Annotated in this window: 12 protein-coding genes, 1 other RNA gene and 6 pseudogenes; 13 read left to right on the plus strand and 6 right to left on the minus strand. The window is 63.7% G+C overall.

Annotated elements, in window-relative coordinates:
• Window positions 1-150: 150 nt before the first annotated feature.
• A pseudogene (locus tag ACVOLZ_RS20860) lies at window positions 151-388 on the plus strand (citrate/2-methylcitrate synthase); the annotation flags it as partial.
• A gap of 19 nt (window positions 389-407) precedes the next feature.
• Window positions 408-899, plus strand: coding sequence for a potassium channel family protein (locus ACVOLZ_RS20865; protein WP_225763968.1), 492 nt, complete (start codon window positions 408-410; stop codon window positions 897-899).
• A gap of 102 nt (window positions 900-1,001) precedes the next feature.
• Here the strand turns inward: ACVOLZ_RS20865 and ACVOLZ_RS20870 are convergent, their stop codons facing one another.
• On the minus strand, window positions 1,002-1,616 hold the full coding sequence (locus tag ACVOLZ_RS20870) for a glutathione S-transferase family protein (RefSeq protein ID WP_053506972.1): 615 nt from the start codon (window positions 1,614-1,616) through the stop codon (window positions 1,002-1,004).
• 50 nt (window positions 1,617-1,666) lie between these two features.
• Here ACVOLZ_RS20870 and ACVOLZ_RS20875 point away from each other — a divergent pair, with 50 nt between their 5' ends.
• Entirely contained in the window at window positions 1,667-2,068 is a 402-nt protein-coding gene (locus ACVOLZ_RS20875) for a hypothetical protein (RefSeq protein WP_154583201.1), read from the plus strand.
• Between the two features lie 55 nt (window positions 2,069-2,123).
• Here the strand turns inward: ACVOLZ_RS20875 and ACVOLZ_RS20880 are convergent, their stop codons facing one another.
• Entirely contained in the window at window positions 2,124-2,546 is a 423-nt protein-coding gene (locus ACVOLZ_RS20880; RefSeq protein WP_053506971.1) for a hypothetical protein, read from the minus strand.
• A gap of 59 nt (window positions 2,547-2,605) precedes the next feature.
• On the opposite strand from ACVOLZ_RS20880, the pseudogene ACVOLZ_RS20885 reads away from it, so the two are divergent.
• The 5 genes and pseudogenes from ACVOLZ_RS20885 to ACVOLZ_RS20905 all read left to right on the plus strand — a co-directional run.
• A pseudogene (locus tag ACVOLZ_RS20885) lies at window positions 2,606-3,004 on the plus strand (IS91 family transposase); the annotation flags it as partial.
• Between the two features lie 227 nt (window positions 3,005-3,231).
• Complete coding sequence (locus ACVOLZ_RS20890) at window positions 3,232-3,525, plus strand: OmpA family protein (RefSeq protein ID WP_481517803.1); 294 nt, start codon at window positions 3,232-3,234, stop codon at window positions 3,523-3,525.
• Between the two features lie 97 nt (window positions 3,526-3,622).
• Window positions 3,623-4,450: a mechanosensitive ion channel family protein gene (locus ACVOLZ_RS20895; RefSeq protein WP_229766995.1), complete on the plus strand. Its 828-nt coding sequence runs from the start codon at window positions 3,623-3,625 to the stop codon at window positions 4,448-4,450.
• A 195-nt stretch (window positions 4,451-4,645) separates the two neighbouring features.
• Window positions 4,646-5,299, plus strand: a pseudogene (locus ACVOLZ_RS20900) (IS91-like element ISCR24 family transposase); the annotation flags it as partial.
• 328 nt (window positions 5,300-5,627) lie between these two features.
• Window positions 5,628-6,107 carry a DM13 domain-containing protein gene (locus ACVOLZ_RS20905; RefSeq protein ID WP_047290306.1) on the plus strand — a complete coding sequence of 160 codons (480 nt, stop codon included), beginning with the start codon at window positions 5,628-5,630 and terminating at the stop codon, window positions 6,105-6,107.
• Between the two features lie 89 nt (window positions 6,108-6,196).
• Here the strand turns inward: ACVOLZ_RS20905 and rnpB are convergent.
• Window positions 6,197-6,547: RNase P RNA component class A (gene rnpB, locus ACVOLZ_RS20910), an RNA gene on the minus strand.
• 54 nt (window positions 6,548-6,601) lie between these two features.
• On the opposite strand from rnpB, the pseudogene ACVOLZ_RS20915 reads away from it, so the two are divergent.
• The 3 genes and pseudogenes from ACVOLZ_RS20915 to ACVOLZ_RS20925 form a co-directional block, all read left to right on the plus strand.
• Window positions 6,602-7,426, plus strand: a pseudogene (locus tag ACVOLZ_RS20915) (IS91-like element ISCR29 family transposase); the annotation flags it as partial.
• 298 nt (window positions 7,427-7,724) lie between these two features.
• A complete protein-coding gene (locus ACVOLZ_RS20920; RefSeq protein WP_053506936.1) occupies window positions 7,725-8,819 on the plus strand; it encodes an efflux RND transporter periplasmic adaptor subunit in 1,095 nt (364 codons plus the stop codon).
• Entirely contained in the window at window positions 8,820-11,888 is a 3,069-nt protein-coding gene (locus tag ACVOLZ_RS20925; RefSeq protein ID WP_053506937.1) for an efflux RND transporter permease subunit, read from the plus strand.
• A 105-nt stretch (window positions 11,889-11,993) separates the two neighbouring features.
• Here the strand turns inward: ACVOLZ_RS20925 and ACVOLZ_RS20930 are convergent.
• The 3 genes and pseudogenes from ACVOLZ_RS20930 to ACVOLZ_RS20940 form a co-directional block, all read right to left on the minus strand.
• Window positions 11,994-12,737: pseudogene (locus ACVOLZ_RS20930) on the minus strand (YoaK family protein); the annotation flags it as partial.
• A 10-nt stretch (window positions 12,738-12,747) separates the two neighbouring features.
• A complete protein-coding gene (locus tag ACVOLZ_RS20935; RefSeq protein ID WP_216666946.1) occupies window positions 12,748-12,939 on the minus strand; it encodes a hypothetical protein in 192 nt (63 codons plus the stop codon).
• Between the two features lie 553 nt (window positions 12,940-13,492).
• The gene (locus tag ACVOLZ_RS20940; protein WP_425505398.1) at window positions 13,493-13,852 is read right to left on the minus strand and encodes a S1C family serine protease; all 360 of its coding nucleotides are present in this window, start codon (window positions 13,850-13,852) and stop codon (window positions 13,493-13,495) included.
• A gap of 38 nt (window positions 13,853-13,890) precedes the next feature.
• Here ACVOLZ_RS20940 and ACVOLZ_RS20945 point away from each other — a divergent pair, with 38 nt between their 5' ends.
• A complete protein-coding gene (locus ACVOLZ_RS20945) occupies window positions 13,891-14,895 on the plus strand; it encodes a GntP family permease (protein WP_176735132.1) in 1,005 nt (334 codons plus the stop codon).
• 248 nt (window positions 14,896-15,143) lie between these two features.
• A pseudogene (locus ACVOLZ_RS20950) lies at window positions 15,144-15,779 on the plus strand (IS91-like element ISCR21 family transposase); the annotation flags it as partial.

Raw genomic sequence — 15,779 nt, forward strand, 5'->3', positions numbered from 1 at the left:
AGCCGCTGCGTGGCCCCGCGATGTCGAAAACCCACGCATGAACCCCCGATCTGTGCCCGATCTGTGCCCAAAGCGGCGCTTGCGCGGCCGCTTCCTACCCGCCAGACTCGCCAAAAAGGGCGGTTGAACTTCCTATACCCTACCCGCATCGAGAACCTGATGATGGACACCAAGAAGATGTTCCCCCAACCTGGACTGGTACAGCGCCTCCAGCTACCACATGATGGGCGTGCCCACGCCGATGTTCACGCCGCTGTTCGTGATCGCCCGCACCACCGGCTGTGCCGCGCACGTGATCGAGCAGCGCGAGGACGGCAAGATCATCCGCCCCAGCGCGAACTACACCGGACCGGAAGACCGCGCGTACGTGCCGCTGGAGCGCCGCTGACGCGGATGCCGAAACGATGATGCCGCTGATTCCGCCCGGCACGCTGGACGAGCACGTCAAGGTGACCCTGGTCACCGCCGCGGTGACCGCCGTGGTGGTGCTGCTGCACTACGAAGGACTGCGATGGTTGGCGCGCCGCTACGGCCCGCGCACCCACCATGCCCGCGAACGACATCGCCACCGGCGCGGCTTCATCGGCCTGATCTTCGCCCTGCTGCTGCTGCACGTGCTGGAAATCTGGTGCTACGGCATCGCCTACTACTGGCTGGAGCACCAGCCGGACATGGGATTCGTGCACGGCGAACACGGCATCCGCACCCTGTTCGATGCGATCTATTTCTCGGCCACCATCTACACCACGCTGGGCTTGGGCGACCTGTCGCCGGTCGGTGCGATCCGCCTGGTCAGCGGCATGGAAGCGGTGACCGGGTTGCTGCTGATCACCTGGTCGGCCTCGTTCACCTATCTGGAAATGCACCAGCACTGGACGCGGCCGGACCAGCACGACTGACCGCTTCCTGTCCGCATCGACATCGCACTCATGTTGGATGCGGATGCGATGGAAGCCCGCAGTGCCACCAACCGGCAGCCTCGATGCAGGCTCGGCTTCCGATCAGGCCAACCCCTCGGCTTCCAGGACCTTCTGCACGGCCGCATCGGCCAGCATGCGCTGCCTGAATGCATCCAGATGCGACAGACCGGACAGGTCCACGCCGACCCTGTCGGCCCACAGCAGGGTGACGAACAGGTACGCATCGGCACCGCTGCGGAAGCCCGCCAGCCAGTTGCCGGTCACGCCCAGGCGGGCATCCGCGGACTCGAACAGCTTGCGCACGCGTGCGCGCGCGACCTGTTTCACCGTGTCGTAGTGCTCGCTGCCGTGCATGAACATGCCCGGCCCGAACAGCGGCTTGAAGGCGGGATGCAGATCGGAATTGACGAACGCGATCCAGCGCATCGCCTCGGCACGCTGGCGCGGACTGCCGTCGCCGACCAGGCCGGACTCGGGCGTCGAATCGGCGATGTAACCCAGGATGGCGGCGTTCTGGGTCAGCACGAAATCGCCATCCACCAGCACCGGCACCGAACCGGCCGGATTCAGCGCCAGGAATTCCGGCGACTTCAGCCGCTGGGCATCCACGATCTCGGTTGCATACGGTTGGCCGGCCCATTCCAGGACGATATGGTCCGCCGTTGAACAGGCGCCGGGCTTGGAATACAGCTTCATCACGATCTCGCAGTCGGGACAGGGGGCGTCATCATGCCTCCGGCAGCGCGATGCTGCGTGAGTCCTGCCGCAACGCGCCGTTGCGCCGCAAGCTGCTGCTCAGCGGCGACGCGGCGGCAATCGATCCACCCGGAAGAAGGTGTGATGAAGAAGGTGAACTGGCCAGTCTTCTTCGAGGAGAAGAGAAGCTCGTAAAGAAAGGTCGTGCAAAGAATGCGTCAAGGAAACTGCTGGGGAAGCAACACGAAAGTAAATTCCCCACATGGAACGTCCAAGCCATAGGTACGGCCCTCGTACGGGGATACTTCACGGTTGAAGCAGCGACACGAGACGAAGCGTGGGAAATGGCTTATGACCGGATCAATAACATTGGCCTGACCAATGATGAGTTGGAGTTTTTTGAGATCCGACTTGAAGAACAGCCTGGGGAAGTGTGGCTAAGGAAGGAATAGTTGCTGCAATTTCGTGCGTAGGGCCGCTTCTGCGGCCCTCTCACAAGTAAGCGTTTCATTCGCTTCTGGCCAAGTTGAGTTCCAACAATCGCTTGAGCACCTCGGCGCGTTCCATTGGCCAATCCCAGCCGTAGGCTTTCGCCACGGCGCGGTCCAGATCCTCCTGCAAAGCGACAAGCCAGGCAGGCTTTTCGTTGCAAAGCGCGGCAATGGTACGTCCAGCCAGGTCCGCCTCATGTCCAGGCTTTGCCACAGGGCGTGCCGGGAAGCTGGACGCTTTCCCTTCCTTGGTCGTAACCCATTCGACCCATTCCGGCGGGTTCAGCCACCTGTCGCGGGCTTCGACCAGCGCCCTGGCAGCTATGGCGATCGTCTCGGCATGGGGGTTTGACTTGGCTTTGTTAGCTGGAATATCCAGCGTCAGCCCCTCCGGAAAGGGGAAGGTCTCAAAAACTCGACTGCTGTTGTAGCGACGCACGGTTGGGTGGGCTCCGAAACGAGAGCCGATCTTCTGGACCCAGTACTGGCGGCACTGGTATCGCCAAGCTGGCGGCATTGGTCCCGCCACCTCGCGCGCATCTCACCCGCTTCCACGGCGTATTCGCCCCGAATGCAAACCTGCGTGCGCAGCTGACGCCATCGGGGCGCGGCAAGCGGCCTGCGGGTGATGCGGCGCCAGTGGACGTCAGCGCCCACGACGAGCCGCGCAGCCCCGTGCAGAAGCGCCGTGCGATGAGCTGGGCGCAACGGCTCAAGCGGGTCTTTTCCATCGACGTCACCGCCTGCGTCCACTGCGGTGGCACCGTGCGGATCGTCGCCAGCATCGAGGAACCTGCCGCCATCCGCGCCATCCTTGGCCACTTCGTGAAGCAGGGCGCGCGGGAAGAAGCGCACTACAGGCCCGCAGCGCGCGCACCGCCAGTGCAAGCCGCGTGACGATCTGCCGGCTGCACAGCCGACGGCGAAACCGGAATCCGAGCCGATGCGGCCACGATCCGCAGGGCGGCGCTCGGCCCGCTGTCGGGAATCAGCGAAGCATGGCTGCTGACAACGCCGCTGCGTGGCCCCGCGATGCCGAAATCCCACTCACAGACGTCCGATCCGTGCCCAAAACGGGGCTTGCGCGACCACCGCCTACCCAGCAGACTGCCCGAAAAGGGCGTTTGAACTTCCTATACGCCCAATTTATGCGCGAATATCCACTGACTAAAGTTGTACTCGAAGGCCATACGGATGATCGTGGTTCCGAAGCCTATAACCAACAGTTGTCCGAAAAACGTGCCGCAGCGGTGGCAGGTGTGTTGGTTGAGCGTTTTGGTATCGACCGCTCACGGGTGAGCTCTGTCGGTTACGGTGAATCCAGCCCCATCGTCAGCAATGACACCGCCGAAAACCGCGCACGCAACCGTCGCGTAACTGCCAAAGTCAGCGCCAACGTGGAAACCATCAAGCGTTGATCCCGCTGCCGATCGCAGACTCCAGTTCCGCGATCGGCTGTCTTCACCGGGTTTTCTGGTGAAGACGACAATTCCCCACCAAACGGAGAGGTAACCCGTGCAAGAGAATTTCCAAGCCATTATTGACCAAATTCCCGAACTCACCGCCTTGTACGGCATGAAAATCCTATTGGCCCTTGCCGTCTTTTTTATCGGCAAATGGCTCGCACAAACCATTTCCCGAGTGATCAGCAAAGGCCTCGAATATCGAGGTGTCGATGGCGCGGTATCCAGCTTCTTCCGCCAAATTTCCTACTACGGCTTATTGATTGTGGTGGCCGTAGCAGCGCTCGGACAACTGGGTGTGCAGACGGCATCATTTATTGCGGTCATTGGTGCTGCCGGCCTTGCTATCGGCCTCGCTTTACAAGGCTCATTAGCAAATTTTGCTGCAGGCGTACTGCTGATTCTGTTTCGTCCATTTCGCGCCGGAGACTATATAGAAGCAGCGGGAACAGCGGGTGTGGTGAAAGAAATTTCTATTTTTTCCTCGACCTTTGTCACCCCGGACAACAAAACCATAACCGTCCCGAATGGCGGTATTCTCGATGGCAACATTGTCAATTATTCGCTGCAGGCAGAAAGACGTATCGACCTGGAAATTGGTGTTAGTTACGGCTCCGATATTGAAGTGGTAAAACGTGAACTACTGGCCGTCACTCGTGAGGACGAGCGCGTCTTGAAAGATAAAGATGTCACCGTCGGCATCATGACTTTCGCCGACTCCTCCATCAACTTTGTCGTGCGCCCATGGGTGCGAACAGCCGACTTCTGGCCGGTGCGCTTTGCCCTGATGGAGGCCATCAAAAAGCGTTTTGATGAAACCGGCATTGAAATTCCATTTCCGCAAATGGATGTCCACGTACAAAAGCTGCCAAAGGAATAAAGTCGCAGCCTTGCCCGCTGCGTGCGCGCAGCGGGCAAGGTTCTTTAGACTTATTTTCGGCGCCTGTAAAAAAAATCGGGCTCACGTTAAGATAGCGCTCCTCTACCGCGATCGCTTCGCGACACTTGGATGCGTCTATGTACAAAACAATCGAAACCCAGTCATTTCTCGCCCTGCTGGTCTTGGTATCCCTCGCTCACGCTGCAAACGCTGCCCGGTGACGACGGTTCGCTGGAGGGCGAAGCCGGCAAGGTCGGCGGCTTCTCACTGCATGCCGGCGTGGCGGCCGAAGCACACGAAAGCCACAAGCTCGAAAAGCTGTGCCGCTACATCACGCGCCCGGCGATCAGCGAGCAGCGGCTATCGATCTCACCGCAGGGAAGGGTGCGGTATCAGCTCAAGACGCCATGGCGCAATGGCACCACCCATGTCGAATGGGATGCGGTCGACTTCATCGCGAAACTGGCCGCACTGGTCCCGCCATCTCGCGCGCATCTCACCCGCTTCCACGGCGTATTCGCCCCGAATGCAAACCTGCGCGCGCAGTTGACACCCTCGGGGCGCGGCAAGCGGCCTGCGGGCGATGCGGCGCCAGTGGACGTCAGCGCCCACGACGAGCCGCGCAGCCCCGAGCAGAAGCGCCGTGCGATGAGCTGGGCGCAACGGCTCAAGCGGGTCTTTTCCATCGACATCACCACCTGCGCCCACTGCGGCGGCGCGGTACGGATCGTCGCCAGCATCGAGGAACCCACCGCCATCCGCGCCATCCTCGCCCACTTCGAGAAGCACGGCGCGCTGGAGCAAGCGCACTACCGGCCCGCAGCGCGCGCGCCGCCGCCGGCCGCGTGACGAGGTGCCGGCCACACAGCCGGCAGCCAAGCCAGAGTCCGATCCGATGCGGCCACGACCCCGCAGGGCTGCGCTCGGCCCTGTGCCGGGATTCGGTGAGAAATGGCTACGCACTGAGCCGCTGCGCGGCCCCGCGATGTCGAAAACCCACGCATGAACCCCCGATCTGTGCCCGATCTGTGCCCAAAGCGGCGCTTGCGCGGCCGCTTCCTACCTGCCAGACTCGCCAAAAAGGGCGGTTGAACTTCCTATACCCCGGCCCTGACCTCCCAGGGTGGTCAGGCCCGGCACTTCGCCGCGCGATCGATCGCAACCACAAGGAGGCCCCATGCGCCGCATCCTCATCCTGCTCGCCACCCACCTGCTCACCCTCGGCCTGGGCTTCGGCCTGGGCGTCTATCTCCTGCCGATCCTGATCGCCCCCGATGACCCGCCGGTTGCGCAGGTGCAGGCGGCCATGAAAGACGCCCCCTACCGCACCACCTTTCGCCGCGACCTCAAGGGCAGTGATGCGGTGCATTGGGCGGAAGGCAACGTCAGCGTCAGCCCGCGCCAGGTCGCGTTCGACGGCAAGATGGGTCCGGGTCCGGATTACAAGGTGTACCTGGTCCGTGACTTCGTCGACAACAAGGCCGATTTCCTGAAGATCAAGGCACAGGCCCAGCGCATCGGCGAGGTGAAGACCTTCAACCGTTTCCTGGTGGACGTGCCTGAAAGCGTCAACGTGGACGATTACACCACCGTAGTGGTGTGGTGCGAACGGTTCGAGCAGTTCATTTCCGCCGGGCAGTACCGCACGCCGGGTTGAACAACATCCCAAGCATCTGGGCGAAGAGCAGCCGAGCATGGCTCGGCTCTACTGTAGAGCCGAGCCATGCTCGGCCTACCGTAAGAAAGAGGCGGAGCCGGCCGATAAGCCGGGTTCTGTCGTGGACAGTCATTCCTCTAGGCGTTACGTCACCGCAACGCTCAAGCAACCTACCCGGATCCAACGCGGGCCGCGCCAAAGGATCCCTATTTGGTCTTGCTCCAGGTGGGGTTTGCCGTGCCGGTCTGTTGCCAGACTCGCGGTGCGCTCTTACCGCACCATTTCACCCTTACCGGCCTTCCGAAGAAGACGTAGGCGGTATCTTTCTGTTGCACTTTCCGTCGGCTTGCGCCGCCCAGGCGTTACCTGGCACCTTGCCCTATGGAGCCCGGACTTTCCTCGGCACCCCGAAGGGATGACGCGACTGTCTGGCCGACTCCGCCAGCGCGTATTCTAGCGTACGCACGCCCTTCCTGCCGTGCCGGTCGCGGCACACCATCGCGCATCGCGTGTGCCGGCACCTGTCGCGCCGCGGCTGGCTCGAAGGCGAAGACGAATCCGTGTTCCTGTCCGACAGCGCGGGTAGCGACGACGGCATGGATGGGCTGCGGATGAGTTCGATGACCTACCGCATCGCCACCGGTCGCGACGCTGGCCGCAAGGTCGTCACGCTGCAAACATTGCCCGGTGACGCAGGCTCGCTGGAGGGCGATGCCGGCAAGGTCGGTGGCTTCTCGCTGCATGCCGGCGTGGCCGCGGAAGCACACGAAAGCCACAAGCTCGAAAAGCTGTGCCGCTACATCACGCGCCCGGCGATCAGCGAGCAGCGGCTGTCGATCTCACCGCAGGGTAGGGTGCGGTATCAGCTCAAGACGCCGTGGCGCAATGGCACCACGCATGTCGAATGGGATGCGGTGGACTTCATCGCCAAGCTGGCGGCACTGGTCCCGCCACCTCGCGCGCATCTCACCCGCTTCCACGGCGTATTCGCCCCGAACGCGAATCTGCGCGCGCAGTTGACACCCTCGGGGCGCGGCAAGCGGCCTGCGGGCGATGCGGCGCCAGTGGACGTCAGCGCCCACGACGAGCCGCGCAGCCCCGAGCAGAAGCGCCGTGCGATGAGCTGGGCGCAACGGCTCAAGCGGGTCTTTTCCATCGACATCACCACCTGCGCCCACTGCGGCGGCGCGGTACGGATCGTCGCCAGCATCGAGGAACCCACCGCCATCCGCGCCATCCTCGCCCACTTCGAGAAGCACGGCGCGCTGGAGCAAGCGCACTACCGGCCCGCAGCGCGCGCGCCGCCGCCGGCCGCGTGACGAGGTGCCGGCCACACAGCCGGCAGCCAAGCCAGAGTCCGATCCGATGCGGCCACGACCCCGCAGGGCTGCGCTCGGCCCTGTGCCGGGATTCGGTGAGAAATGGCTACGCACTGAGCCGCTGCGTGGCCCCGCGATGTCGAAAACCCACGCATGAACCCCCGATCTGTGCCCGATCTGTGCCCAAAGCGGCGCTTGCGCGGCCGCTTCCTACCCGCCAGACTCGCCAAAAAGGGCGGTTGAACTTCCTATACCCGGCTGCCTTTTTATTGATCTCGCCAGATTAGGGATAGCCACCTTGAACCTTCGTCCCCTGCTTTTTCTGTGCCTGCCCGCCGGCCTGCTGCTGAGTGCCTGCGACCAGGCTCCCGCCCCCCAGGAACAGGCGCCGCGCCTGGTCAAGCTGTTTACCGTGGAAGATCCGGCCGGGGCGCGCCTGCGCGAATTCCCCGCGCGCCTGAAGGCCACCGAGGAGGCCGAGCTGTCGTTCCGTATCGGCGGCCAGCTGAAGACCCTCAACGTGCTGCAGGGACAGCCGGTGAAACGCGGTCAGCTGATTGCCAGCCTGGATGACGCCGACCAGCGCCTGCGCCTGCGTGATCGCCAGGCCAGCTATGACCTGGCCAACGTGCAGTTCCAGCGCATCGCCAAGCTGCTGGAGCGGCAGATGATCTCCCGCGCCGAGCATGACCAGCGCAAGGCCAACCTGGACTCGGCCAGCGCGGCCCTCAGCCTGGCCCGCCAGGAGCTGGAGTACACGCGGATTCTGGCGCCCTTCGACGCGGTGGTGGCCAATACCCATGTGGACAACTTCCAGGTGGTACAGGCCAAGCAGCCCATCGTCACCCTGCAGAGCGGCAATCAGCTGGATGTGCTGTTTCAGATGCCGGAAAACCTGCTGACCAACCTGCGCAGCCGTGAAGAGAACCGCGACTATCACCCCAGCGTGATTCTCGACAGCCTGCCCGGCCGCGAGTTCGAGGCGGTCTATAAGGAGCACAGCACCCAGCCTGATCCCAAGACCCTGACCTATCAGGTGACCCTGTCCATGCCGCGTCCCGAGGGTCTCAACCTGCTACCGGGGATGAGTGCCACGGTCAAGGTTGACTTGGCCCAGGTCAGCCGTGACCTGGGTAGCCGCCTGCTGGTGCCGGTGGAGGCGGTGTTCAGTCCGGACGACAGCGGCCCCGAGGTCAAGCAGGTGTGGGTGGCTCGCGAGCAGGACGGCGTGCTACGCCTGACGGCCCGCCAGGTCGAGGTGGGCCAGCTGAGCCGCAACAGCATCGAAGTACTCAGCGGCATCGAACCCGGCGAGCAGATCGTTGCCGTGGGTGGCGCCGAGCTGGAGGAAGGCCAGGCGGTAAGGCCCTGGGTACGCGAGCGGGGGCTGTAAATGGATATCGCCGGCTACTTTATCCAGCGTCGCGTCACCAGCTGGCTGGTCACTCTGGTGCTGGGCATCGGCGGGCTGCTGGCCTTTCTCGGAATCGGCCGCCTGGAAGACCCGTCCTTCACCCTGAAGAACGCCATGGTCATCACCAGCTACCCCGGCGCCTCGCCGCAGCAGGTGGAAGAAGAGGTCAGCTACCCGCTGGAGAACGCCATCCAGCAGCTGCCCTCGATCAAGAAGGTCACCTCCATCTCCAGTGCCGGGCTGTCGCAGATCAGCCTGGAACTGCACAGCCAATACAAGGCCGAGCAGATCCCGCAAATCTGGGATGAACTGCGGCGCAAGATCAACGACTTGCAGCCCAACCTGCCACCGGGGGTCAACCCGCCGCAGGTGCGGGATGATTTCAGCGATGTATTCGGCTTCTTCCTGCTGCTCACCGGCGAGGGCTACAGCGCCCAGGAACTGCGCGATTTCGCCGACTACCTGCGCCGTGAGCTGGTGCTGCTGCCGGGGGTGGGCAAGGTCAGCCTGGCCGGCGTGCGCCAGGAACAGGTGCAGGTGGAAATCTCGCGCAGCAAGATGAGCAGCCTGGGCATCGCCCCGCAGCGTCTGGCTCAGGTGCTCAGCCAGCAGAACGTGGTGTCCAACGCCGGGCGTATCCTCGCCGGCAGCGAATCGATCCGCCTGCACCCCACGGGAGAACTGCAGGACGTACGCGAACTTGAACGCCTGGTCATCAGTGATCCGGGTAGCCCGCAGCAGATCACCTTGGGCGATATCGCCCAGGTCAGCCGTGGCTTCAGCGAAACCCCGGGCAACCTCTACCGCATGAACGGCCAGCCGGCCCTGACCCTGGGCGTGTCCTTCGCACCCAAGGTCAACGTGGTGGACGTGGGCGCGGCGATCAATGCACGTCTGGCCGAGCTGGACAACCAGCGCCCCGCCGGTATGCAGCTGCAGGTGTTCTACGATCAGGCCGCCGAAGTGGAAAGCTCGGTGCGTGACTTCGTGATCAACTTCATCGCCTCGGTGGTCATTGTCATCGTCGTGCTGCTGGTCTTCATGGGCCTGCGCAGCGGCCTGCTGATCGGCCTGATCCTGGCCCTGACGGTGCTCGGCAGCTTTATCTTTATGCGCCTGCTGGGCATCGAACTGCAGCGCATCTCCCTTGGCGCCCTGGTGATCGCCCTGGGCATGCTGGTGGACAACGCCATTGTAATTGTCGAAGGCATCCTGGTCGGCCGCCAGCGTGGCCAGAGCACTCTGGAATCGGCGCGGGCCATCGTCAAGCAGACCAACCTGCCGCTGCTCGGCGCCACCCTGATCGCCATCATCGCCTTTGCCCCCATCGGCCTGTCCGACGACTCCACCGGCGAGTTCTGCCTGTCGCTGTTCCAGGTGCTGCTGATCTCCCTGCTGCTCAGCTGGGTCACCGCCATCACCCTGACGCCCTTCTTCGCCAGCCTGTTCTTCCGCGATAACCAGACCCTGACCAGCCAGGATCAGGGCGATCCCTACGGCGGGGTGATCTTCACCGCCTACCGTGCCCTGCTGGACTTTGCCCTCAAGCGCCGTGGCCTGACCCTCGGGCTGCTGGCGGTGCTGCTGGTGGTGGCCATCGGCGGTTTCGGCAAGGTGCGTCAGAGCTTCTTCCCGCCATCCAACACGCCGATGTTCTTTATCGACCTGTGGCTGCCCCAGGGCACCGATATCCGCTACACCGAGCAACTGGTGGCCGAGCTGGATCAGCATGTACTGCAGCAGGAAGGGGTGACCACGGTCAGCAGCAGCATCGGCCAGGGCGCCCTGCGCTTTATCCTCACCTACTCGCCGCAGAAGCAGTACCCCAACTATGCCCAGCTGCTGGTGCGCACCGACAACCTGGAGCGCATCGAGCCGCTGATCAACCAGCTGGAACTGCATGTTGCCGAGCAGTACCCGCAGGTCAAACCCAAGTTCAAGCAGCTGATGCTTGGCCCTGGCAACGACAGCAAGATCGAGGCGCGCTTCAGCGGCCCCGACCCCGAAGTGCTACGCCGCCTGGGTGGCGAGGCCATCCGCCGTATCCGCCAGGACCCGGTGGCCACGGCGGTGATGCACGACTGGCACGAGCGCACCAAGCTGGTTCGTCCACAATTTGCCGAGGCCCGCGCCCGTGAACTGGGGGTGGACAAGAGTGCACTGGATGACCTGTTGCGCATGAGCTTCTCCGGCATGAACGTGGGCCTGTACCGCGACGGCACCCGCCTGCTGCCGATTGTCGCGCGCACCCCGGACAACGAGCGGCTGAATGCCGACAGCCTCAGTGATCTGCAGATCTGGAGCAACGCCCGGGGCAGCTATCTGCCCATCGAGCAGGTGCTGCAGGGCTTTGCCACCGAATGGGAAGACCCGTTGATCATGCGCCTGGACCGCAAGCGCACCCTCACCGTGCAGGCCGATCCGGCCCTGCTCAGCGGGGAAACCGCGGCCCAGCTGTTCCAGCGCATCAAGCCCGAGGTCGAGGCCATCCCCCTGCCCGAGGGCTACAGCCTGGAGTGGGGCGGTGAATACGAAAGCTCGCGCAATGCCAAGGGCGCGGTATTCGGCAGCCTGCCCCTGGGTTATCTGGTGATGTTTATGATCACCATCCTGCTGTTCGACTCGTTCAAGCGCGCCACCGTGATCTGGCTCACCGTGCCCCTGGCGATGATCGGCGTGACCCTGGGCTTTCTGCTGACCGGCATTCCCTTCGGCTTTATGGCCCTGCTCGGCCTGCTCAGCCTGAGCGGCATGCTGGTGAAGAACGGCATCGTCCTGGTGGATGAAATCCAGCTGCAGCTGGCCAGCGGCAAGGACGCCCTGCAGGCCGTGGAAGAGGCCTCCATCAGCCGCGTACGCCCGGTATCCATGGCCGCCCTGACCACCATCCTGGGCATGAGCCCGCTGTTGACCGACGCCTTCTTCCAGAGCATGGCGGTGGTGATCATGTTCGGCCTGGGCTTCGCCACCCTGCTCACCCTGGTGGTGCTGCCGGTGCTCTATTGCGTGTTCTACGGGATCAAGGCGCAGACCAAGGCAGAAGTCTGAGGGGCGGTTGTCCACCCTATGCTGGCGTGACGTGGCGTAGGGTGGGCAACGCACAGCTTGTCCACCCGCTGTTATTCCCTGCTACATCTGACGGGCGCGCCTAAAACGCCGCCAGCCCGAGCGCAGGTCATCCAGCATCGGCACCAGGGCCAGGCTGATCAGCAGCAAGGCCAGCGGTAGCGTGGACACATAGCCCAGGCGGTTAAAGCCAAAGGCCCCGGCAATCCCGCCCATAAAGAAATACAGGGCCAGCAGGCTCAGCACCTGCAGACGCTGGCGGTCGACCTGGACCCGGCCGAACTGTTCGCCGTGGCGGTTCCAGTACAGCAGCTTGCCCAGCTCGATGCCGATATCGGTGACGATGCCGGTGATATGGGTGGTGCGAATCTCCGCCCGCGACAGCTTGGTGATCAGGGCGTTCTGCAGGCCCATGATGAAACACAGCAGCATCACCGTCAGCGGCACGAACAGGCCTTCGATGCTCGCCAGGGTGGCGCCGAGCAAACCGAAGCACAGCAGCAATGCGGCCTCGCAGAGCAGCGGCAGGGCGTTCTCGCTGTGCAGGCGACGACGCCGCGAATAGTTGACCAGCAGGGTCGAGGCGATGGCGCCGAGGATAAAGGACAGCACCCCGCCCAGGCCGCCGAGCACCAGATCATAGGCGCCCAGGGCGATATGGTCGGCCATGGCCGAGACGATCCCGGTCATATGCGAGGTGTACTGCTGCACGGCGAGAAACCCGCCGGCATTGATCGCCCCGGCGACAAAGGCCAGGGCGTAACCCAGGTGCCGGTTGGCCAGGACCGTGCGTTTGCGCCCGGTCAGGCGCCTGGCATAGCGGATCGGCATGGCGCTCGCCCTAGCAGTGGATTTCCGCGTTCTTGATACCCAGCTGGCGCAGCTCGTCGATCAGGGCGTTGAGGTCGGCGAAGGACTCCACCTCGTCCTGCTCGTCGATCAGGAAGTAGCTGGTGCCCACGCCCTTCTTCAACAGCACGATCCACTCCCGGGTATTGCCCGGGTTGGGGATCAGATGGGTGTCGAACTGCACCCCGGCGGCATGCCGGGCGCGGATATCTTCATGTGGGATGCAAATAAAGTTTCATCCTAACCCTAAAAACAGAGAGAAACGTCGCGCGCTCTCCTATTCATAAAAAATCCCTTTTATATCAGTATGTTGTGAGCACTTACACCCGAGACTGGATCGTTTTGCCTTTCATGGGAGAATGATTAAGGGCGCTAAAGTATCATCCTAATTTTCGCCCAGGCTCGAAAAATACGGTAAATGGTGAAAATAAAGATTCATCCTTTTCCGATGTTGCCCGTTCCAACACGTAAGCAGTCAGTCAGAAAAAACACATAGATCCAATCCCTAGCGAGCATTGAGCTCTCTCATCCGTGCCAACTGCTCCAACCCTTGGACGCCCTAAATGCTTACCCAAAAAAATCAACACCTTCTTTTAAAAACACAATCAAAAATGACACCCTTATATCCATTTAACCTAAACAGCCTTCCCCCCACTGCACTAGCTAGGGCTCGTAGTTCGGCGCAAGGCTGAAGTCGCTTGGCTGCTTCGCTGTGCAGATCCATGACCCACTTTCCATCAAACTCCCGGTTGTAGTTCCACAAGCATCTCGCGAGTCTTGCCGGCCCGCTCCACTGACAAGACCACCACATCGCCGACCTTCCTGTCGTCTAGCCGCGCGAGCAGCTTGGCCACATCGTCCGTCGCCTGGCCATCAACATCGATGATGCGGTCGCCCGGCACGATGCCTTGCGGCGTGACTTCGACACCCGCGAGGCCGGCCTTGTGCGCTGCCGAACCAGGGGTAACACGCAACACGAACACGCCCTTGCTTCCGGTCAGTGCAAGCAGGTGCTGATTGAGCTGTTCGTCCACCTCAATGCCCAGCGCCGGACGGATGTACTTACCGGTCTTGATGAGTTGCGGGACTACGCGCATGACGGTGTCCACCGGCACGGCGAAGCCGATCCCTGCCGATGCGCCGGAAGGGCTGTAGATCGCCGCCCTCGATCCAGAACGCGATCCCGATGCCGTTCTTCGGCACCACGCCGTTCGCCGCGCCCGGGCTGGGCCTGATCGCCTCGGCGATCATGCTGGCGTTCGGCCTGTGGTGGCTGGCCCGCGCCGAACGTCGCGCGCGGCTGGCGGGCGAAGGCTTCGGCGAGTTGGCCACGCCCGACGCCGGCATGGTGGCCGAGGACGAGATCGTGCGCGAACGCGCGGCGGTGGCGCAGCCCTTCGATCCGGCCGAGGCGGCGCATGGCGTCCAGGGCAGCGGCCTGCCGTCGGCGCTGGTTGCGTTCGCGCCGCTGGCGGTGGTGATCGGGGTGAACCTGCTGATGTCGCTGCTGATCCTGCCGCGGATGGACGTGTCCTACCTGCAGTACGCGCGCTTCGGCGAAACCTCGCTGTCCGAGGTGGCGGGCATGTGGTCGGTGTCGGTGGCGCTGGCCGCGGCGATCGCCACCACCATCGCGCTGAACCTGCGCCGCTTCCCCTCGCTGCGTTCGAGCATGGACTCCGGCGCCAACGCCTCGGTGCTGCCGATCCTGGCGGTGGGCAGCCTGGTCGGTTTCGGCGCGGTGGTCGCGGCGATGCCGGCCTTCGAGATCGTGCGCGACTGGGTACTGGGCATCGGCGGCGGTCCGCTGGTGTCGCTGGCGGTGGCGACCAACATCCTCGCCGGCCTCACCGGCTCGGCGTCCGGCGGCCTGACCATCGCCCTGGATGCGCTGGGTCCGACTTTCATGGCCATCGCCTACGAGACCGGACTGTCGCCGGAGCTGATGCATCGGGTGGCGGTGATCGGCGCCGGCACCCTGGACAGCCTGCCGCACAACGGCGCGGTGGTGACTCTGCTGGCGGTGTGCGGCTGCACCCACCGCGACAGCTACGGCGACATCGCGGTGACCGCGGTGCTCGGCTCGATCGTGGCGCTGGTGGTGGTGATCGTGCTGGGGACGATGTTCGGGTCGTTCTGAGCGCACGTGCGCGGCGTGACGGCGCCGCCCGGCACGATGCTCAGGCGCGGCGCGGCTGGATCCCCGCGATCCATCAAGCAAGACCACAAAGCCCGGCCTCGTGCCGGGCTTTGTGCGTTCTGGCGTCCGAGGCGGGAGATTTCCTACCCGCCCCGCGGCAATGTCTGACGCGAAGATCAGAAAACGCCGATATGAACGCGTGCTCGCGGGCGCAACCCTGAGCAGCCGTCCCTGCAACGGAGCGCTGCGTGCCGCGCCTGACCGCACCCCGGCGGCAGGCCGAGGTGTGCGCGCCACTGCCGGCCGCCCACGCCGCTGCGCGTTACGCGCGCCACCTGCCCGAGCGCACGCTGCTGTACGCGCTAGTGCAGGCGCACTACCCGGACTTCATCGCGCGTCTTGAGGCCGAAGACCGCCCGCTGCCCGAGTATGTGCGCGAGGAGTTCGAGACCTACCTGCGCTGCGGCGTGCTCGAGCACGGCTTCCTGCGCGTGGTCTGCGAGCAGTGCCGGGCCGAGAGGCTGGTGGCGTATTCCTGCAAGAAGCGCGGCTTCTGCCCCAGCTGCGGGGCGCGGCGCATGGCCGAGAGCGCGCGGCACCTGGTGGAGGAGGTGTTTGGCCCGCGGCCGGTGCGGCAATGGGTGCTGAGTTTTCCGTACCCGTTGCGCTTCCTGTTCGCCAGCAAGCCTGAGGCGATCGGCCCGGTGCTGGGCATCGTGCATCGTGTGATCGCCGGTTGGCTTGCCGATCAGGCCGGCGTGCCGCGGGATACGGCGCAATGCGGCGTGGTGACCCTGATCCAGCGCTTCGGCAGCGCGCTGAATCTCAACATCCACTTCCACATGCTGTGGCTCGACGGCGTGTACGAGGACACCACCGAGCGT

This window comes from Stenotrophomonas sp. STEN020, assembly GCF_056760195.1.